The organism is Tenacibaculum sp. Cn5-46 (assembly GCF_022347705.1).
GTDB classification, from domain to species: Bacteria; Bacteroidota; Bacteroidia; order Flavobacteriales; family Flavobacteriaceae; genus Polaribacter; species Polaribacter aiptasiae.
Window position 1 is genome coordinate 327,861 of the sequence record NZ_JAKRGD010000003.1, and the last position, 20,520, is coordinate 348,380.

At 31.6% G+C, this 20,520-nt stretch carries 15 protein-coding genes; 2 read left to right on the plus strand and 13 right to left on the minus strand.

Annotated elements, in window-relative coordinates; genetic code table 11:
* Window positions 1-6: 6 nt before the first annotated feature.
* The 9 genes from hisH to MHN29_RS08225 all read right to left on the minus strand — a co-directional run bounded on the left by hisH (window position 7) and on the right by MHN29_RS08225 (window position 10,548).
* Entirely contained in the window at window positions 7-588 is a 582-nt protein-coding gene (gene hisH, locus MHN29_RS08185; protein ID WP_235274023.1) for an imidazole glycerol phosphate synthase subunit HisH, read from the minus strand.
* 1 nt (window position 589) lies between these two features.
* Window positions 590-1,723 (minus strand): bifunctional histidinol-phosphatase/imidazoleglycerol-phosphate dehydratase HisB, encoded by a 1,134-nt coding sequence (gene hisB, locus MHN29_RS08190; RefSeq protein WP_235274024.1) that lies wholly within the window; start codon window positions 1,721-1,723, stop codon window positions 590-592.
* Window position 1,724: 1 nt separating this feature from the next.
* On the minus strand, window positions 1,725-2,750 hold the full coding sequence (hisC, locus tag MHN29_RS08195) for a histidinol-phosphate transaminase (protein ID WP_235274025.1): 1,026 nt from the start codon (window positions 2,748-2,750) through the stop codon (window positions 1,725-1,727).
* Window position 2,751: 1 nt separating this feature from the next.
* Complete coding sequence (gene hisD, locus MHN29_RS08200; protein WP_235274026.1) at window positions 2,752-4,032, minus strand: histidinol dehydrogenase; 1,281 nt, start codon at window positions 4,030-4,032, stop codon at window positions 2,752-2,754.
* A 16-nt stretch (window positions 4,033-4,048) separates the two neighbouring features.
* The gene (gene hisG / locus MHN29_RS08205) at window positions 4,049-4,906 is read right to left on the minus strand and encodes an ATP phosphoribosyltransferase (protein WP_235274027.1); all 858 of its coding nucleotides are present in this window, start codon (window positions 4,904-4,906) and stop codon (window positions 4,049-4,051) included.
* 249 nt (window positions 4,907-5,155) lie between these two features.
* A complete protein-coding gene (locus MHN29_RS08210; protein ID WP_235274028.1) occupies window positions 5,156-6,691 on the minus strand; it encodes a hypothetical protein in 1,536 nt (511 codons plus the stop codon).
* A 559-nt stretch (window positions 6,692-7,250) separates the two neighbouring features.
* A complete protein-coding gene (typA, locus tag MHN29_RS08215) occupies window positions 7,251-9,020 on the minus strand; it encodes a translational GTPase TypA (protein ID WP_150899182.1) in 1,770 nt (589 codons plus the stop codon).
* Window positions 9,021-9,082: 62 nt separating this feature from the next.
* On the minus strand, window positions 9,083-9,385 hold the full coding sequence (locus MHN29_RS08220; RefSeq protein ID WP_150899183.1) for an LETM1 domain-containing protein: 303 nt from the start codon (window positions 9,383-9,385) through the stop codon (window positions 9,083-9,085).
* A complete protein-coding gene (locus MHN29_RS08225; RefSeq protein ID WP_235274184.1) occupies window positions 9,385-10,548 on the minus strand; it encodes a proline dehydrogenase family protein in 1,164 nt (387 codons plus the stop codon). Before MHN29_RS08225 ends, MHN29_RS08220 begins: the two co-directional genes overlap by 1 nt.
* 104 nt (window positions 10,549-10,652) lie before the next feature.
* Here MHN29_RS08225 and aroB point away from each other — a divergent pair, with 104 nt between their 5' ends.
* Entirely contained in the window at window positions 10,653-11,711 is a 1,059-nt protein-coding gene (gene aroB, locus MHN29_RS08230) for a 3-dehydroquinate synthase (RefSeq protein WP_235274029.1), read from the plus strand.
* A 34-nt stretch (window positions 11,712-11,745) separates the two neighbouring features.
* On the opposite strand, the gene bshA is transcribed toward aroB, so the two are convergent.
* Together bshA and MHN29_RS08240 are read right to left on the minus strand one after the other, a co-directional pair.
* Window positions 11,746-12,876 (minus strand): N-acetyl-alpha-D-glucosaminyl L-malate synthase BshA, encoded by a 1,131-nt coding sequence (gene bshA / locus MHN29_RS08235; protein ID WP_235274030.1) that lies wholly within the window; start codon window positions 12,874-12,876, stop codon window positions 11,746-11,748.
* A gap of 131 nt (window positions 12,877-13,007) precedes the next feature.
* Complete coding sequence (locus MHN29_RS08240; RefSeq protein WP_150899187.1) at window positions 13,008-13,853, minus strand: transketolase; 846 nt, start codon at window positions 13,851-13,853, stop codon at window positions 13,008-13,010.
* A 224-nt stretch (window positions 13,854-14,077) separates the two neighbouring features.
* Between MHN29_RS08240 and MHN29_RS08245 the strand changes: the two genes are divergently transcribed.
* A complete protein-coding gene (locus tag MHN29_RS08245) occupies window positions 14,078-17,320 on the plus strand; it encodes a S41 family peptidase (protein ID WP_235274031.1) in 3,243 nt (1,080 codons plus the stop codon).
* A gap of 302 nt (window positions 17,321-17,622) precedes the next feature.
* On the opposite strand, the gene MHN29_RS08250 is transcribed toward MHN29_RS08245, so the two are convergent.
* Window positions 17,623-18,882, minus strand: coding sequence for an asparagine synthetase B (locus MHN29_RS08250; RefSeq protein ID WP_175578669.1), 1,260 nt, complete (start codon window positions 18,880-18,882; stop codon window positions 17,623-17,625).
* Window positions 18,883-18,956: 74 nt separating this feature from the next.
* Window positions 18,957-20,471: a replicative DNA helicase gene (gene dnaB, locus MHN29_RS08255; protein WP_150899189.1), complete on the minus strand. Its 1,515-nt coding sequence runs from the start codon at window positions 20,469-20,471 to the stop codon at window positions 18,957-18,959.
* Between the last annotated feature and the right edge of the window lie 49 nt (window positions 20,472-20,520).

A 20,520-nucleotide genomic window follows, 5' to 3' on the forward strand; every position in this document is an offset into this window, starting at 1 on the left:
TCTATTTTATAATTCTAAAAAATTCTTTAGCAATTTCTCGCCTATACTAGCCGATTTCTCTGGATGAAATTGCATTGCATAAAAATTATCTCTTTGCATCACAGTACTAAACAACTCTATATAATTGCATGTAGCAACTGTATCTTCTGAGAGCTCTGCATAATAACCATGAACATAGTATACATCATCATTAACATTTATACTTTCTGTTATTTTTGATTCTTTTATTGTTGAAAAATTATTCCATCCCATGTGTGGTACTTTTTTCAACGGAGGAAACTTTTTTGTTTCAGCATCAAAAATCCCTAAACATTTTGTATTTCCTTCTTCTGATGATTTACACATTAGTTGTAGTCCTAAGCAAATTCCTAATACTGGTTGTTTCAATGATATCAATATTCTATCTAGCCCTTTATCTTTAAGATACTTCATTGCTGAACTAGCCTCACCTACTCCTGGAAATATTACTTTATCTGCTTGTTGTATTTCCTCTAAATCGTCGGTTATAATACTCTCGTACCCCAAACGACTAATGGCATTTTGCACAGACCTTATATTTCCTGCATTGTATTTTATAATTGCTATCATTTTATAATGCTCCTTTGGTTGATGGTAAAATCATTTTACTAGAATCTCTCTTAACAGCAACCTTAACGGCTTTAGCAAAAGCCTTAAATATCGCTTCTATTTTATGGTGTTCATTTACTCCTTCTGCTTTTATATTCAAGTTACATTTAGCTCCGTCAGTAAATGATTTGAAGAAGTGAAAAAACATTTCTGTTGGCATTTTCCCTACCATTTCTCTTTTGAATTCTGCTTCCCATACTAACCAATTTCTCCCTCCAAAGTCTATAGCTACCTGAGCTAAACAATCGTCCATAGGAAGACAAAAACCATAACGCTCTATACCTAGCTTATTTCCTAAAGCTTTATTAAAAACCTCCCCTAATGCTATTGCTGTGTCTTCAATTGTATGGTGCTCATCTACCTCTAAATCTCCATTTACTTTTATAGCCAAATCCATTTGTCCATGACGCGCTATTTGATCTAACATATGATCAAAAAAAGCGATTCCTGTACTTATATCACTTTGTCCTGTTCCATCTAGATTTAATTGAATACTTATTTTTGTTTCATTCGTATTTCTAACAATACTCGCTACTCTTTCCTCTAGCTTCAAGAACTCATAAATAGCATTCCAATCATTGCTTTCAAGCGCTATAAATTCATCCAATTCACTTCTTTTTACTGTAATTTCATCAGTCCCTAAAAAAGTTTCGTCGTTTATATAAATTCCTTTGGCTCCTAAATTTTTAGCTAACTCAATATCAGTTAAGCGATCACCAATTACAAATGAATTTGTTAAATCATAGTCCTCTGAAAAAAACTTTGTCAATAAACCTGTATTAGGTTTTCTTGTTGGTTGATTATCTCTTGCAAATGTTTTATCTATAAATTCTTCTGAAAAAATTATTCCTTCTTCTTTTAAAGTATTCATTACAAAATTATGTACAGGCCAAAATGTATTTTCTGGATAAACCTCTGTACCTAGTCCATCTTGGTTAGTTACTAATACCAACTCAAAATCTAACTCCTTTGCTATTTTACCTAAACCTTGAAATACTTTTGGATAAAATTGAAGTTTCTCAAATGAATCTGTTTGTTCATCTGCTGGTTCTTTAATTAAAGTTCCATCTCTATCTATAAATAATACTCGTTTCATATTATAATTCTTGTAATGCGTTGATTAGTTTTTGATTTTCTTCTGGGCTGCCTATTGTTATACGTAAGCAATCATTAATTACACTATTTCTGTTTCTTGTAATTATTTTCTTTTTTACCAAGTCCTTATACAATTTATTTACTTTTTCTACTTCAACCAATACAAAATTAGCTTCGGTAGGATAGATTGTTTTGACCATTGACAATTGAGATAATTGAGTTATTACTTTTTCCCTCTCTATTAAAATGATATTCTTTTCAATTTCGAATTTTGTTTGATTATTCAAACTCACCAAAACCGCATTTTGATTCAAAGAACTTACATTATATGGAGGCTTTACTTTATTATATAAATCAATAATTTTTGAACTTGCATAAGCTATTCCAACCCTAGCTCCTGCTAATCCCCATGCCTTACTAAATGTTTGACTCACAATTAAGTTTGGGTAATTTTTAATTTCAGCAACTAAAGATTCTTTTGTGCTAAAATCAATGTAAGCTTCATCAATAATTACAATTCCATTAAAATTTTCAAGAATGTATTCTATATCTTCTTTATTAATTATATTTCCTGTAGGGTTGTTTGGAGAACAGATAAAAATTAACTTTACTTCATCCATTTCCAAATAAGGCTGTAACTGATTTAAATTGATTTGAAAATCTGCTAATAGTGGTTGTTTAATTAATTCTATATTATTTATCCCTGCTGAAACATCGTACATTCCATAAGTTGGTGAAAAAGTCAAAGCTTTATCTTTCCCTGGTTCGCAAAATATTCTGAATGCCAAGTCAATTACTTCATCACTACCATTGCCTACAAAAATTTGATTCGTATTTATTTCTTTAATTTCTGAGAGTCTCTCTTTAATACTTTTTTGTTGTGGGTCTGGATAACGATTTAAAGTACCAAATGGATTCTCATTAGCATCTAAATACACTTCTGCCTCTCCTTTAAATTCATCTCTTGCAGAAGAATACGCTTTCAAACTTTGGATATTAGGCCTAACTATTTTTTCTAACTCAAACATTCTATATAGCTTTTAATCTTAATGTTACTGCATTTTTATGTGCTTGTAAACCTTCTGCTTCAGCCATTAACTCAATAGCTTTTCCTATTTTAGAAATCCCTTTTGCTGTTACTTCTTGAAAAGTTATTTTCTTTACAAAGCTATCTAAAGAAACGCCACTATAATTTTTAGCATATCCATTTGTAGGTAACGTATGATTTGTTCCACTTGCGTAATCACCTGCACTTTCACAACTATAATTTCCTAAAAACACAGATCCTGCATTAACTATTTTACTTATGTATTGAGTTGCATTATCAGAAGCTATAATTAAGTGCTCAGGTGCATATTCATTACTAAATTCAATAGTTTCTTCAATAGTATTTAAAACAACCGAAAAACTATTTTCTAATGCTTTTTTTGCTATTTCTTTTCTTGGCAACTCTTCTAATTGACTCTCAACTTCTTTTAATACCTCTTCTACTATTTTGGTTTTAGTGGTTACCAATACAACTTGACTGTCTGTTCCGTGTTCTGCTTGCGATAATAAATCTGCTGCTACAAATGCTGGATTCGAGGTTTCATCTGCAATAACCAAGACCTCACTTGGTCCTGCTGGCATATCAATAGCAACTCCTTTCTGTTGTACTAATTCTTTTGCCTTAGTTACATATTGATTTCCTGGCCCTAAAATTTTATACACATTAGGTATGGTCTCAGTACCATAAGCCATAGCTCCTATTGCTTGTGAGCCTCCTATTTTAAAAATTTTAGTAATTCCAACTAACGATGCCGTATATAAAATCGCCGGATTTATTTCTCCCCTTTTATTTGGTGGTGTACACAAAATAATTTCTTTACATCCTGCTATTTTTGCTGGAACTCCTAACATTAGAATTGTTGAAAACAAAGGCGCTGTACCTCCAGGAATATATAGTCCAACTTTATCTATGGCTACACTTTTACGCCAACAAATAACTCCTTCTGATGTTATTACCTCTTTTTCTTCTTCTTTTTGAGAAGTGTGAAAAATCTCAATATTTGATTTTGCTAACTGTATTGATTCTTTTAAATCGTTACTTACTTTTTTCTTAGCAATCTCTATTTCTTCTTCAGTTACTTCAAAAGAAGTGATATCTAATCCATCAAACTTTTTCGCGTACTTTGTTAAAGCTTTGTTTTTATTTCGCTTAACATCTTCCAAAACCTCTTTAACTACTTCGTCTAAATTACTTTCACTTAAAGTAGCTCTCTTGCAAAGGTTTTTCCAATCTTCCCTATTAGGATATTTTATAATCTTCATTTTTATTCCTTAAAATTTAAACTACCATTTTTTCAATTGGACACACTAAAATTCCTTCAGCTCCATTGTTTTTCAACTCATCTATTATTTCCCAAAATTCATTCTTGTCTAATACCGAGTGTACAGAACTCCAGCCTTTTTCTGCTAATGGCAATACTGTTGGACTTCTCATTCCTGGTAAAATATTGATGATTTTATCAAGCTTATTATTAGGTGCATTTAGTAAAATATACTTAGACCTCCTACCCTTTAAAACCGATTGTATTCTGAATTGAAGCTTATTTAAAATTTCTTGTTGCAATGGTTCTAATTTCGGTGAAACTGCTAAAACTGCTTCGGATTTTAGGATGACTTCAACTTCTTTTAAATTATTTTTGAACAGTGTAGAACCACTAGAAACGATATCACAAATACCATCTGCCAAACCAATATTAGGAGCAATTTCTACCGATCCATTAATAATGTGTAACTGAGAATCAATATTGTTTTTGGTTAAAAAGTTTTGTACTGTTTTAGGATATGATGTTGCTATTTTTTTATTCTGAAAAAAAGACAATCCGTTATATTCTTCTCCTTTAGGAATTGCTAGAGACACTTTACATTTCGAAAATCCAAGTTTCTCTATAAACTCGATTCCTTCTCCTTTTTCTATCAATAAATTTTCTCCAACAATTGCTATATCAATAACTCCATCTTTTAGGTATTGTGGAATATCACCATTTCTTAAATAGAAAACCTCTAATGGAAAATTACTTGCTGAAGCTTTCAATTGATCTTTACCATTATCAATAGAAATACCGCAGTCTTTTAATATTTGTAAGGAATCTTTATTTAGTCTTCCTGATTTTTGTATGGCTATTTTTAATTTACTCATTTTCTTAAGTTTGGTTTGAGTAAATCTTTATAGAGAAGATAATTTCCTGGCGCCTATGGAAACAAAAAACCCGTTTGATTTACTCAAACGGGTTTTAAATATATTTTATTTTTAATCAATACATCTTCACTTCGCTTGAGTGCAAATATGATGATGATGATGATGTAATTGATTAAAGTTCATGTCTTTATTTCTGTTTCACAAATATTTGAAATAATTTTTTAATTTTCCTAATTAAATTAATGTTAATTATAAATTACTCAATAAATCGTACAAACTTTCTTCTTTTTCTAATCCCATTTTTTTCTTAATTCTATACCTAACAGTTTCCACGCTTCTAGGAGAAACATTGACCAACTGAGCTACTTCCTTACTTTTCAAATTCGATACAATATAAGTACAATGCTTCAGATCGTTAACCGATAAATTTGGTGCTACTTTTTTTAATTTATTATAAAAATCTGGTCTAGTTTTCTCAAATTGTATTCTAAAATCTTCCCATAATTCTTCTTCTGAGATTAAATTCAGTAATTTTTTATTTATAGTTATAAAGTAACTTGAAGCATCTAAATTGTTCTCCAAATGAGTTTCTAAATCTTTGCATATTTTTCTAATAGCATCGTTATACGTTGAGATTTTTAAGACTCTTGAAAATAACGCTTGTTCATTTAATTTTAATAGGTTCTCTATTTCTTTCTTATTTTCAGAAAGCTCTTTATTCTTACCTTTTAAATCTACTATTAAGCCTGCTAATTCTTTGTTTAACTCCTTAATTTCTCTATTTTTTTCTTTATTCTTCTTCCAATAAAAAATTTGAGTTAGGATTAGAACTACCAATAAAACAATTGTCAAAACACTCCAAAGTATAATTCTATTTTGATCTTTTATTATTTCCTTTCCTTTTTCTTGTAACTCATTTTCTAATTCTAATTCTCGAGTATAAAAATCTTCTATTCTCTTTTCAGTTTCTTTATTTGCCTCTCTTAAGTTATTAGTTACATTTTTATATCGTTCTAAAGCTTTCTTATACTCTTTTTTCTCTTCATGAAGCTTCCCATAAGTTTCATTAATCAAACTTGTAGTAAAACTAAAGCTATCATCTTTAAAAGTAATTCCTTCTGCTATTTTTAAATTCCGAAATGCATCATCATATTTTTTTAGTCTTAAATAGTTATGACCTATAAAATAGTGCATTCTTCTTAAACCTGTTATTTTCTCTTCGTACTTATTTAATAACTTTAAAAACTCAAAAGCATATTTATTAGATTCTTCCCACTTACATCTTCTTTTTGCATTTACTGTTAAGTTATAGTAAGCATCTATCTGTTGAGGAATTTCATTTATTTTTTTATACTCAACTACTGCTTTTTCAAATAAAACTTTCGCTTTTTTGTAATTAGCACTTCCTTTTGTAATTGTTACTCCTCGAGAGTTAAAAATAGTTCCCTTTAGAAGAATATCGTTTGTTTTTTCGGCTAACTCATAAGATTTTAAAAAAGTTTCTTCAGCTTTATCATATCTAGTTAAGAATAAATTCTTAACTCCATTTAGATAATATATTTTACTTTTTATAGTGTCTTCTTCTACGTCAATTTTATTGAGCTTAATAAAACGCAGAATACTATCTAATAGTTGACCATCTTCAGTTCGTTGAAACCTGTAATAGTCTTTTATTACTTTTTCTTTATAATCTTTTACTGTTATTGCCTTTTCTTGGCTTAGTATAGCTAGGGGAGCTATTAAAAATATTATTAAAAAAAATAAAAATGTTTTATTGTTTTTCACTTTAATTAATGGTTTTTCAGGTACTTCATTTATACTACAAGCAATTTATTTAAAAAATTTAGCTTTAATTTTCATCAGATTTTAACTCAAAAATACATCAATTCTACTACAGGCTATTTTGTTCTGTTTTGAATAAATATTTTTGTCTCGAAATTATTAGTTCTTTCCCCTTACTATAATTTTATTTTTGTTCAAAGTTACCAAAGTATAATGATGTTCTTTTTCCCCTTATAGATTTCCTCGTTTATCATTTTGGTAACTTTTCCTTTTCAATACTATTTTAACATTCTTTTGTATTTTTTTTTAGTCTCTTCAAGACTTCTAATTTAACTTTTGTTTATTTTACAACTTGTAAATAAAACGCAATAATAAAAATTTACTAGCTTAATTCAAGGTTTATGACAATCTATTTTTAATTAAATCAAATAAAACAGCTAAAACACCATTTAAACAAACCAATACTATTTTAACATAAATAAAGATTGTTTTAATTAATCAAAATAAAAAAGCCACCTTAATAGGTGGCTTTCATTATAAATAATATTTTGTTGCTTTAAATCTATCTAAAAGAGATTTTACGCATACGTAAACTTTCTGGAGTTACTTCTAAGTACTCATCAGGTCTAATATACTCCATACACTCTTCTAAAGAGAAATCAACTTTTGGTGCAATTTTTACTCCATCATCAGAACCAGAAGCACGTACGTTAGTTAATTTCTTTCCTTTAATTAAGTTTACAGCTAAATCTCCATCTTTTGAGTTTTCTCCAACAACTTGTCCTTTATAAATCTCTTGGTTAGGATCGATAAAGAAACGTCCTCTGTCTTGTAAACGGTCAATAGCATAAGCTGTAGCTTTACCTGTTTCAGAAGAAACAATAGCTCCTTTTAACTCATCACTAAATTCACCTTTATAAGGACCATACTCACTAAAACGGTGGTTGATGATCGCTTGACCAGCAGTTGCTGTTAAAATTTTATTACGTAAACCGATTAATCCTCTTGAAGGAATATTAAATTCTAAATGCTGTAAATCTCCTTTTGGCTCCATTACTAATAAGTCTCCTTTACGTAATGTTACTAAGTTAATAGCTTTTGAAGCTACATCTTCTGGAAGATCGATTGATAATGTTTCGTATGGCTCACTCTTTACACCATCAATATCTTTTAAAATTACTTGTGGACGACCTACTTGTAATTCATATCCTTCACGACGCATTGTTTCAATTAATACTGATAAGTGAAGAATTCCACGTCCGAAAACATTGAATTTATCTTCTGTATCAGTTTCGTCTACACGTAATGCAAGGTTTTTCTCCATCTCTTTAAATAAACGATCACGTAAGTGACGAGATGTTACATATTTTCCTTCTTTACCAAAGAAAGGTGAGTTATTAATAGTAAATAACATACTCATTGTAGGTTGATCTACTTCAATTCTTGGTAATGCTTCAGGATTTTCTAAATCTGCAATTGTATCTCCAATTTCGAAATCATCAATACCAGTTACTGCACAAATATCTCCACTACGAACTTTCTCTGTTTCAGCTTTACCCATTCCTTCAAAAACGTGTAATTCTTTGATACGAACTTTTTTCGTAGTTCCATCAGCTTTACAAAGCATGTAATCTTTATTCTTCTCTAAATCTCCACGGTATACACGTCCGATAGCAATTCTTCCTTTAAAAGAAGAATAATCTAACGATGTAATTTGCATTTGTGGTGATCCTTCTCTGTACGGAGCTTCAGGAATAGTTTCAATTACCGCATCTAATAAATCGATAATATCAGTTTTCTCATCCTTCCAGTCAGTACTCATCCAACCATTTTTAGCCGAACCATAAATTGTTGTAAAATCTAATTGTTCTTCTGTAGCTTCTAAAGCAAACATTAAATCGAAAACTTTTTCGTGTACTAAATCTGGTGTACAGTTTTCTTTATCAACTTTGTTTACAACTACAATAGGTGTTAAACCTAACTCAATTGCTTTACCTAGTACAAAACGTGTTTGTGGCATTGGTCCTTCGAAAGCATCAACTAATAATAAAACACCATCAGCCATTTTTAATACACGCTCTACTTCACCACCAAAATCGGCGTGACCTGGAGTATCAATTACATTAATTTTAACTCCTTTATAGTTTACAGATACGTTTTTAGAAAGAATTGTAATTCCTCTCTCACGCTCTAAATCGTTGTTATCTAACAATAAATCAGTACGTTCCTTACGTTCATCTAAGATTTTTGCCTGATCTATAATTTTGTCTACTAAAGTCGTTTTCCCGTGGTCAACGTGCGCTATAATAGCGATGTTTCTAATTGATTGCATTCGTGCTTATTTTGAAGCTGCAAAAGTAGTGTTTTAAAAATGAATACTATAGGGAAGTTGAATTATTTTTCTTCTTCTGAAGATTCATCGTCTCCTCGGAAGGCACTTGGGAGTATATCTGGAATAAATTTTATTAGTAATGGTAGTAGTAAAGCTCCTCCTGGTAACATAAAAACTGTAAACGCAGGAATAGCTTTACATATATCTAACATTTGCTCTTTTACCTTTATCTTTTCTTCTTCAGATAAATTTGTGGTAAGAGACTTTTTTATCAAAAAAACTAGCTCTTTGCTTTCTTGAAGCTCTTTAGCTAGTCTTTTTTTATTTTTTTGAATAGCTTCTTTTATTTCGTCAACCGTACTCATTACAGTTTACGACGCTTTCTCTCGGTTTTCAATAAATTTAATTCTCTTGAAGTTTGACCTGCTACTGAAGTATTTTCTTCTGCTCTACGAATTAAATACGGCATTACATCACGTACTGGTCCAAAAGGAACATATTTGGCTACATTATATCCTTCTTGTGCTAAATTAAAACTAATATGATCACTCATACCATATAATTGACCAAACCACATACGCTTATCCGTCGATTCTATATTATACTCTTTTGCTAAATCCATTAACAAATAAGAACTTTCTTCGTTATGAGTTCCAGCAAAGATTGCCATGTTCTTATGCTCCATCATAAAACGAACAGCTTCATTATAATTATCGTCTGTTGCTTGTTTATCTACACAAATTGGTGATGGATATCCTTTTTCTTTTGCTCTTTCTCTTTCTTTTTCCATATAGGCACCACGTACTACTTTCATACCTATATGATATCCTTTTTGATGTGCTCTTTGATACAAACCTCTTAAGTATTCTAATCGGTCATGTCTGTACATTTGTAATGTATTAAATACAATAGCTTTTTCTTTATTGTAAATTTCCATTAACTCTTCAATCAAATCATCAGCTGCATCTTGCATCCAACTTTCTTCTGCATCTATTAATAATGGGACATCTTTCTCTGCTGCTGCTTTACATACTATATGAAAACGCTCTACAACTCTTGCCCACTCTACTTTTTCTTCTTCTGTATGCTCTACACCCTCTGTTAATTTTTGGTATAAAGCAAAACGTCCAAAACCTGTTGGTTTGAATACTGCATATGGTATTGACTTTTTTTCTTCAGCAAAATCAATTGTTTTTAAAGTCATTTGTAAAGCATCATCAAACTGTGCTTCATCTTCTTTCCCTTCAACTGAGTAGTCTAAAATACTATGTACATTACCACGATCATACATTTTTTCTATGTTAGGTAAACAGTCATCTTCTGTTACTCCTCCACAAAAATGATCGAAAACTGTTGAACGGATTAAACCTTCAACTGGCAAATGTGCCTTTAATGCAAAATTAGTTACCGCTGTCCCTATGCGAACCATTGGCTGGTTCTGTATCATTTTAAACAAAAAATATGCTCTTTCTAACTCTGAGTCAGATTTTAATTTAAAAGCAGTTTCGGTGTTGTCAAAAAGTCTCATTATCGAGGTAATATTATTATTTGATTTTAAAGACAAATATAACAGACCCATATGATATATTTTAATTTTTTCTATTTAATTTCGCCTTTAAATTATAGATTGAAATGACTTCTATTCAAGCAGCAACATACCCTATCCATTTTGAAGAAAAAGCGTACATCGAATTAGCTAATTTAATTCGCAATAATAACTACTCGTCTATTTTTGTTCTTGTAGATGACAATACCATAGTACATTGCTATACTCGATTTATGCAATTACTAGAAACCGATAAACCCATTGAAGTTATTCAAATTGATGCTGGTGAAATTTATAAAAACATCGATACTTGTATTGGTGTTTGGAATGCTATGACCGAATTAGGTGCCGATCGTAAAAGCTTATTAATTACTCTTGGTGGTGGTGTAATTACCGATTTAGGTGGTTTTGTTGCCTCTACATTTAAACGTGGAATTGATTTTGTAAACATCCCTACCACTCTTTTAAGTATGGTAGACGCTTCTGTAGGTGGGAAAACTGGTGTTGATTTAGGTGTTTTAAAAAATCAGATTGGTGTTTTTGCTAATCCTGAATTGATTGTATTAGACCCTGAATATTTACATACGGTTACTCCTAGAGAAATTAGATCTGGTACTGCTGAAATTATTAAATACGGAATGACACACGATATTCGTTTATTTAATGAAATTAAAGACAACCCTGAGTTAAACATTATAGACTTAATTCATAGATCTATTGAAATTAAAAATGAAGTTGTTTTAGAAGATCCTAAAGAGAAAAATGTTCGTAAAGTTTTAAATTGGGGTCATACCATTGGACATGGTGTTGAATCTTATTTTTTAGAAAGTGATCATAAAGAAAACCTAACTCATGGTGAAGCTATTGCTATAGGTATGGTTTGTGAAGCATATATTTCTTCTGAAACTTTAGGTTTTTCAAAAGACAAACTTGAAGAAATTAAAAAAGCTATTCACACTATATATGGCAAAGTAGAAATTTTAGAAGATGACTTTTCTGCTATTCTTGAATTAATGAAACACGATAAAAAGAATATAGGCGGTGAAATTAACTTTGTTCTTTTAAAGGACTATGAAGATTTCAAAATCGATTGCAAAGTCCCATCAAACTTAATTATAGATAGTCTAAAATACTATAACATATAATAAAAAAGGCGAGAAAATTTCTCGCCTTTTTTATTTATGCTGTTACCGAACAGCTTTTATATATTTCTTCATATACCGGTAAAATATTTTCTAGAGAAAACAACTTTATATGTTCTTTGGCATGTTCTTTAAATTGATTTAATATAGCCTCATCTTTTAAAATCTTAATAGCATTTTTAGCCATATCATCTACATCACCTAAGTCACTTAAATAACCTGTTTTACCGTCTATATTTACTTCTGGAAGGCCACCTGTATTAGTTGATATTACAGCAGTACTTGCCGCCATTGCTTCCAAAGCTGCTAATCCAAAACTCTCTGTTTCTGATGGTAATAAAAACACATCTGAATAACATAATATTTTAGCCACCTCATTACTATTTCCTAAGAATAACACCTTATCCTCTAAACCAAATTCTTTTACTAAGTTCTCTGCTTTTAAACGTTCTGGTCCATCCCCCACCATTAATAATTTTGATGGAATTTCCTTTTGAACTTGATTAAATATTCGAATCACATCGTCGGTACGCTTAACTGGTCTAAAATTACTTACATGCGTTAAAATTCTTTCTTCTGGTTTTGCCAAACCAATACGTTTGCATTCAGCTTGGTGCGCTTTGTCATATTTTTCACCATCAATAAAGTTATACACTACTTTTATATCCTTATCAATATTGAACAAACGTAATGTATCTTCTTTTAAACTATTAGAAACTGTAGTTACTTCATCCGATTTATTAATACTAAACTCTACAGCTGTTTTATACGTTGGGTGACTTCCTACTAAAGTAATATCTGTACCATGTAATGTAGTAACTACTTTTACATTGATACCTTTTTCTTCTAACATCTTTTTAGCCATATATGCTGCATATGCATGCGGTATTGCATAATGTACATGTAACACTTCTAATTGATGCTTTTCAACTACTTCAACCATCTTACTAGACAATGCTAATTCATAAGGCTGGTATTGAAATAAAGGATACTCTTCTAATACTACTTCATGAAAGTGTATTCTGTGTGAAAAAAAGTCTAATCGAACTGGTTGATTATATGTTATAAAATGTACTTCATGTCCTTTATCAGCTAATGCCATACCTAGTTCAGTTGCTACTACTCCACTTCCTCCAAAGGTAGGATAACATACAATTCCTATTCTCATTTATTGGGTTTTATTATTTGGTATTATTGATGACGTAAATTTACGTTTTTACTTACGTTTTAATGTGAAGAAAAACATAAAAAAATCCCGCATAAAAGCGGGATTTTGAATATTATTTTAAAAACTATTTCTTAGTAGTCTCCTAATGTTTCTGGATTTTGTGCTAACGAGGCTTCTAATTGCTCATCGTTTGGAGCTTTACCATGCCATGCATGCGTATGCATCATAAAGTCAATTCCATTCCCCATTTCTGTATATAATAATACACAAACTGGTTTTCCATTTCCTGTACGAGATTTTGCATCAGCCATTCCTTTTAAAATAGCATCAACATCATTTCCTTCTTTAATTTCTAATACATCCCAACCAAAAGCTTCAAATTTAGCTTTTAAGCTTCCCATTGCTAAAACTTCGTCAGTAGTACCGTCAATTTGTTTTTCGTTTACGTCTACAGTAGCAATTAAGTTATCTACTTTCTTTCCTGCTGCATACATTGCTGCTTCCCAGATTTGACCTTCTTGTAATTCTCCATCACCATGTAATGAATATACAATTTTATCATCTCCGTTTAACTTTTTTGCTTGAGCTGCACCAATTGCAACACTCATTCCTTGACCTAAAGATCCAGAAGCAATACGAATACCTGGTAAGTGTTCGTGTGTTGTAGGGTGACCTTGTAAACGTGTATCTAACTTTCTAAATGTTGCTAACTCAGCAACTGGAAAGAATCCGCTACGTGCTAATACACTATAATAAACTGGCGATATATGTCCGTTTGATAAAAAGAATAAATCTTCATTATTTCCGTCCATTTTAAAATCAGTAGAATAATCCATGATTTCTTGATATAAGCAAGTAAAAAATTCTGCACATCCTAAAGATCCTCCAGGGTGTCCTGAGTTTACTGCATGTACCATACGAACGATATCTCTACGTACCTGTTGTGTAAATTCTTGAAGCTGTTGTGTTGTCGACATTATTTTTTGTTTTATCTCGACAAAAGTAATAGTTTAAAAAATAATTGCCAATTACTTTTTCAATTCTTATTTAAAAAAGGGTTCGATAATTTTTAGTCTTAATTTTATCTTCTTTAAACCTTCCTATTTCATCAAAGAATTAAACAAGTAAACACTGCTCATTTTAACTTAAATTAACATAATTAGGTACTACAATTTAGTAGATTGCACAAAAAATTAACTAAATGAAGTACCTATCAATATTATTCGCGTTTTTAACGCTACAGCTATTCTCTCAAGAGAATCCCAATTGGCTGAGACACTCCTCAATTTCGCCAGATGGAAAAGAAATCGTTTTTACTTACAAAGGTGACTTATATAAAGTTCCTTCTACTGGTGGAAATGCAACTCAATTAACTTTTCATAAGGCACACGATTACAAAGCCGTTTGGAGTAAAGACGGTAAAAAAATTGCCTTTGCTTCTAATCGTTATGGTAATTTCGATATTTATATCATGGACGCCATAGGTGGCGAGGCTAAAAGATTAACGTTTCACTCTACTGACGAAGTTCCATTTTCTTTTTCAGCAAACAACAAAGAGGTTATTTTCGGAGCACAACGTCAGGATGAAGTAAAACATAGACAATACCCTACCAATTCTCAACCTGAACTTTATGCTGTACCTGTAACAGCTGGGCGTGTTAATCAATTAATGACGGTACCTGCTGAATATGTACAGGTATCTAAAAATGGTAACACCATGTTATACCATGATAAAAAAGGTGGTGAAAATGAATGGCGTAAGCATCATAAATCATCAATCACTAGAGACATTTGGAGCTACGATACTAAAAAGAAAACTCATAAAATGCTTACTTCTTTTGCTGGTGAAGACAGGCATCCTTTTTTCTCTGATGATGAAAAAAGCATTTATTATTTAAGTGAAAAAAGTGGTTCTTTTAATATTCATAAAATGAATATTGATAATGCTAACCAAGATCAACAACTAACAAATTTCAAATTACATCCTGTACGTTTCTTAAGTGCTGGTAATGGTATATTAAGTTTTGGTTACGATGGTGAATTATATACCATGAAAGAAGGTGAAAAACCTTCAAAAGTGAATGTTATTATAAGAACACAAAGCAAAGACAATAAAGATAAATTCATCTCTATTAATGGAGGTGTTAATGAAATGGCTATCTCTCCAAATGGAAAAGAAATTGCTTTTATTTCTAGAGGTGAAGTTTTTGTAACTTCTGTTAGTGAATCTTTTACTAAAAGGTTAACCAATACAACAGAAAGAGAGCGTTTTGTTACTTGGACTCCTGATGGAAAATCGGTAGTATATAGTAGTGAAAGAAATGGAAAATGGAGTATTTATAAAACAGAAAAAGTACGTAAAGAAGAACCTTTCTTTTTTGCAGCAACTTTATTAAAAGAAACTCCAGTTATTGAAAATAAATTTGATAATTACTTACCTGAGTTCTCTCCTGATAGTTCTAAAATAGCTTTTGTTGAAGGAAGACGTACTTTAAAAGTAATGGACTTAAAAACTAAAAAACAAGTAACCTTATTAACTCCAAAAGATTTATTCCATATGAGAGATGGTGATAAATACTACACTTGGAGCCCTGATAGCAAATGGTTATTGGTTGGATGGAGTAAAACACTAAGCAATAGTGAAGCTTTATTAATGGCTGCTGATGGTAGCAAACGTATAAACTTAACTGAGAGTGGTTATAACGATTACTATCCTAAATGGGTGAACGGTGGAAAGCAAATGTTATGGTTTAGTAACAGAAATGGGTTAAAATCTTATGCTACTAGCGGACGTTCTCAATCGGATGTTTATAGTATGTTCTTTACACAAGAAGCTTGGGATGAATTTAACCTTAGCGACGAAGAGTTTAAATTGATGGAAACAATTAAAGCTATTCAGAAAAAAGAAAAGGATAAAAAGAAAAAAGAAGCTGACAAGAAAAATAAAAAAGACAAAAAGAAAAAGGATAAAGACAAGAAAAAAGTAAAACCTCTTACTTTCGATTGGGATAGTATGAAAGATCGAATTAAAAGATTAACTATTCATTCTTCTAGCCTTGGTGATGCAGTACTTTCTAAAAAAGGTGATGTTTTATATTACTTAGCTCGTTTTGAAGGAAAAATGAATCTTTGGAGTACTAATTTACGTACCAAAGAAACCAAAATGGTTATGCGTTTAAACGCTAATTACGGTTCATTACAATGGGATAAAGACATGAAAAACCTATATCTTTTAAGTGGTGGAAGAATTTCTAAGATAGATCCTGCTAAAAAGAGCAAAAAACCAGTAAAGATTAGTGGTGAAATGATGTTGGACACTGCAGCTGAAAGAGAAGCTATGTTCGATCACGTATGGATAAGAACCAATGCTATTTTTTATCACCCAGATTTCCACGGAACTGACTGGAACAAAATGAAAAAAGAATATAAAAAGTACTTACCATCTATTGGTAATTCTTTTGAATTTTCTGAAATGCTTTCTGAAATGTTAGGTGAATTAAACGTTTCTCATGCTGGAGCTGGATATAGTAACAGTATTAAAAATGCTGATGCAACTGCTTCGCTTGGTATTTTTATGAATTACAACCATAAAGGAGACGGAATTTTAATTGATGAAGTTATTAAAGACGGACCTTTAGATAAATCATCTTTTAACGTTAAAGCAGGGATGATTATTGAAAAAATTGATGGTGTTACAATTGATAAAAACGAAGATGTTGCTAAATACTTAAATAGAAAAGTAGGGAAATTTGTTTTGCTTAATATCACAAATCCTAAAACAAAGGAAAAACAAACCATTACTGTAAAACCTATTTCTTTAGGTCAAGAAAACCGTTTATTATATAAGAGATGGGTAAAAACTAACGAAAAAGAAGTAAATAAATTAAGTAATGGAAAGTTAGGTTATGTTCATATTCCAGGAATGAGCGATGGTCCATATAGAAGTATTTACAAAGATATTATGGGTAAATTTTCTGATCGTAAAGGTATTATTATTGATACACGTTTTAATGGTGGTGGTGACCTAGTTGCTGATTTAGCTATGTTCTTTACTGGAGTTCCTTTTATTTCATACGAAACAGAAGCTAAAGTAGTTGGAGGTGAACCTACTTCACGTTGGACAAAACCTACATTATCTATTTTTAACGAAAGTATGTATTCTGATGGACATTGTTATGCTGCTGGATATACTGATCTTAAAATTGGAAAAACAGTAGGTATGCCAGTTCCTGGTACTTGTAGTTTTGCAGGATGGGAAGGATTACCAAATGGAAGCTACTGGGGTGTTGTTCCTATTAGTGCGAAAGATAAATCTGGAAGATGGATGGAAAACAACCAAACAGAGCCTACCATTAAAGTAAAAAACATGCCTGGTATTATTGATAAAGGTCGTGATCAACAATTAGAGCGATCTGTATCTGAAATGCTTAAAGACATCAAATAGTTTTAAATACATTCAATTTTAAAAAGGTTAAAGTTCATTATACTTTAACCTTTTTTTGTTACAATACATTCAGCTTGCTAAGTATTATAGTTTTTTTTCTTTCAACGAAGCTCGCTGATAGCTCTGCATTAAAACGAAACCATCAGCGAAGCTCGTTGATTGAATTGCACAAAAACAAAACGCTCAGCGAAGTTCGCTGAGCATTTCGTCGAGTTTCGAAACCACCAGCGAGCTTCGCTGATGGTTTCGTTGAGTTTTTATTGAGTCAGCGAACGTCGCTGACACTTTCAACTAAAAAATGTTTAGGTTTTTTGTTTTTTCTTTTTTGCCGCTGGAAAAAGTACATTATTTAAAATCAAACGATATCCTGGAGATGTTGGATGCAAGTCTAACTCTGTTTTTGGATCTCCTACTCTATGCTGATAATCTTCTGGATCATGACCTCCATAAAAAGTAAACATTCCTTTTCCTTTGGTTCCATGAATGTATCTACCTTCTCCATTGGTTTTATTTTCACCTAAAACCATAATAGTAGGTTTGATTGTTTTGCGATCAAAAGAAGTAGTTTGCCCCATAAAGGCTTTTACTAACTGAGTATGGTTTTGTGTTAGCATCGTTGGCACTTGATCCCACTTAGCCGAATATTCTTTTAACGTAAAGTAATCTACTTCCTTTTTTATTCTACGTTTACGAGTCATATCTATAGAAGAAAACTCATATGTTGTTGGATTACGAATTAATTCAAAATCTCTAAAAGCAAAGGTTTTATTAAAATCTATTTTCGATTGATAGTTTGGCTCAGAAGCATCTCCATCAAACATTCCTTCACAAATATCAACTCCATCTGCTGCTAAAGCAATATCAAAACTATCGGTAGCAGAACACATTGCAAACATAAATCCTCCTCCTATTACATAGTCACGTATTTTTTTGGCAACAGCTCCTTTTTGTTCTGAGACCTTGGTATATCCTAACTTTTTAGCCAACGCTTCTGCATCCTTTTTTTGTTGTATATACCACGGTGCTGTTCTAAACGCTCCATAAAAACGTCCATACTGCCCTGTAAAATCTTCGTGATGTAAATGCAACCATTCATATAACAATAGCTTGTCGTCTAATACTTCTTCATCATAAATAACATCAAATGGAATTTCTGCATAGGATAATACCATAGTTACAGCATCATCCCAAGGCATTTTTCCTTTAGGTGAATACACCGCTATTTTAGGGGCTTTTTCTAAAGTTACCGCTTCTTGATTTTTAGATGGTGATGAAATTTCTTCTAATATTAATTTCGATCTGGCATCGGAAATTATTTGATAAGAAACTCCCCTAATTTTACATTCCTTTTCAACAGCCTCATTATTCTCCATTAAAAAAGCACCTCCATCATAATTCAACAACCACTTAGCTTTCAAACCATTTTGTAATGCATAATAAACAATTCCATATGCTTTTAAATGATTCTTTTGGTTATCATGACTCATTGGTACATAAATAAATGATGCCCAAATTGAATTTGAGAATAACAATAATGCTATTATGTATATATATTTTTTCATATGTAAAAACTAAAATACACAATTACTATTTAGCAATTGTGTATTTTAAATTATTTTATGAATTGTTTAATATTCTAGAACGGTACGTCGTCATCACTTGGACCGAAAGCATCTTCTGGTGAAGTGAAGTTATTTGATGAAATTTCATCATTAAAACTTGAGTTCATACTCGACTGGAATTCACTACTAAACCCTTCTTCTAAATCCGAGAATTTTGCTAAGTGTCCAGTAAACTTCAAACGAATATTATCTAAACCACCATTACGGTGTTTTGCTACTATAAACTCTCCTTGTCCCTCACATGGTGAATGATCATCGTCATCCCATTCTGTCATTCCATAGTATTCTGGTCTAAAGATAAACGATACGATATCGGCGTCCTGCTCAATCGCCCCAGATTCACGAAGATCGGATAGTAACGGACGTTTTGAACCTCCACGAGTTTCTACCGCACGTGATAACTGTGATAACGCAATTACTGGTACATTTAATTCCTTTGCTAGTGCTTTTAAGTTACGTGAAATTGTAGAAATTTCCTGCTCACGGTTTCCTCCTGCTCCACCAGCTGTCATTAACTGTAAATAATCAATAATTAAGATACGTACATTGTGTTGTGACACTAAACGTCTTGCTTTTGCACGTAAATCGAAAATTGAAAGTGCCGGAGTATCATCAATAAAGATTGGCGAATCTGATAACCTCTTTACTTTTACGTTTAACTGCTCCCATTCGTGTGGTTCCAAGTTACCTTTACGTAATTTCTCCGAAGTTAATCCAGTTTCTGATGATATCATACGAGTAATTAGCTGTACCGATGACATCTCCAGTGAGAATATGGCTACTGCATGATTAAATTCAATCGCCATATTTTTAGCCATTGAAATTACAAATGCTGTTTTCCCCATACCAGGACGTGCTGCAATAATAATTAAATCGGAAGGTTGCCATCCAGATGTCAAAGCATCTAGTTTGGTAAATCCAGTGGCTAAACCACTCATCCCTTCTTTACCTGATATCTCTTGAATTTTGTTAATCGATTGCTGTACTAAAGAATCTGCTCTTTCTGCTCCTTTTTTAAGGTTTCCTTGTGTTACCTCAAATAACTTTCCCTCGGCGTCATCTAATAAATCGAATACATCTATTGTTTCTGTATAAGCACTCTCTATAATTTCAGAAGAGATAGTAATTAACTTACGTTGTATAAACTTCTCTAAAATAATACGTGAGTGAAACTCAATATGTGCAGACGATGCTACTTTTTGTGTTAATCCTATTAAATAGAAATCTCCGCCAGCGACATCTAATTTTCCGTTTTTCTTCAATTGATTCGATACAGAAAGTAAATCAATTGGCTCTGAGTTTTGGAAAAGCGTATAAATTGCAGAATATATTTCTTGATGACGTTTATCGTAAAAAGCTTCAGGATGTAAAATATCAATTACTTCATCAATCCCCTTTTTATCAATCATCATAGCACCTAAAACTGCCTCCTCAAGTTCTAGAGCTTGCGGTGGTAATTTTCCTTTTTCAAGACTTACTATTCTAGCCTTATCAACTTTTGTTCCCCTAACAGAGTGCGTTTTTTCCATGAGAACAAAAGTATATTTTTATGCTGATATTTATATCAGCATTACCTAA

Bases quoted from the DNA above. Each gene is read 5' to 3' on its own strand.
- hisB (WP_235274024.1), bottom strand. From the start codon at position 1,723: ATGAAACGAGTATTATTTATAGATAGAGATGGAACTTTAATTAAAGAA.
- hisH (WP_235274023.1), bottom strand. From the start codon at position 588: ATGATAGCAATTATAAAATACAATGCAGGAAATATAAGGTCTGTGCAA.
- MHN29_RS08240 (WP_150899187.1), bottom strand. From the start codon at position 13,853: ATGTCGACAACACAACAGCTTCAAGAATTTACACAACAGGTACGTAGA.
- MHN29_RS08220 (WP_150899183.1), bottom strand. From the start codon at position 9,385: ATGAGTACGGTTGACGAAATAAAAGAAGCTATTCAAAAAAATAAAAAA.
- hisC (WP_235274025.1), bottom strand. From the start codon at position 2,750: ATGTTTGAGTTAGAAAAAATAGTTAGGCCTAATATCCAAAGTTTGAAA.
- hisD (WP_235274026.1), bottom strand. From the start codon at position 4,032: ATGAAGATTATAAAATATCCTAATAGGGAAGATTGGAAAAACCTTTGC.
- MHN29_RS08245 (WP_235274031.1), top strand. From the start codon at position 14,078: ATGAAGTACCTATCAATATTATTCGCGTTTTTAACGCTACAGCTATTC.
- typA (WP_150899182.1), bottom strand. From the start codon at position 9,020: ATGCAATCAATTAGAAACATCGCTATTATAGCGCACGTTGACCACGGG.
- aroB (WP_235274029.1), top strand. From the start codon at position 10,653: ATGACTTCTATTCAAGCAGCAACATACCCTATCCATTTTGAAGAAAAA.
- MHN29_RS08225 (WP_235274184.1), bottom strand. From the start codon at position 10,548: ATGAGACTTTTTGACAACACCGAAACTGCTTTTAAATTAAAATCTGAC.
- hisG (WP_235274027.1), bottom strand. From the start codon at position 4,906: ATGAGTAAATTAAAAATAGCCATACAAAAATCAGGAAGACTAAATAAA.
- bshA (WP_235274030.1), bottom strand. From the start codon at position 12,876: ATGAGAATAGGAATTGTATGTTATCCTACCTTTGGAGGAAGTGGAGTA.
- dnaB (WP_150899189.1), bottom strand. From the start codon at position 20,471: ATGGAAAAAACGCACTCTGTTAGGGGAACAAAAGTTGATAAGGCTAGA.
- MHN29_RS08250 (WP_175578669.1), bottom strand. From the start codon at position 18,882: ATGAAAAAATATATATACATAATAGCATTATTGTTATTCTCAAATTCA.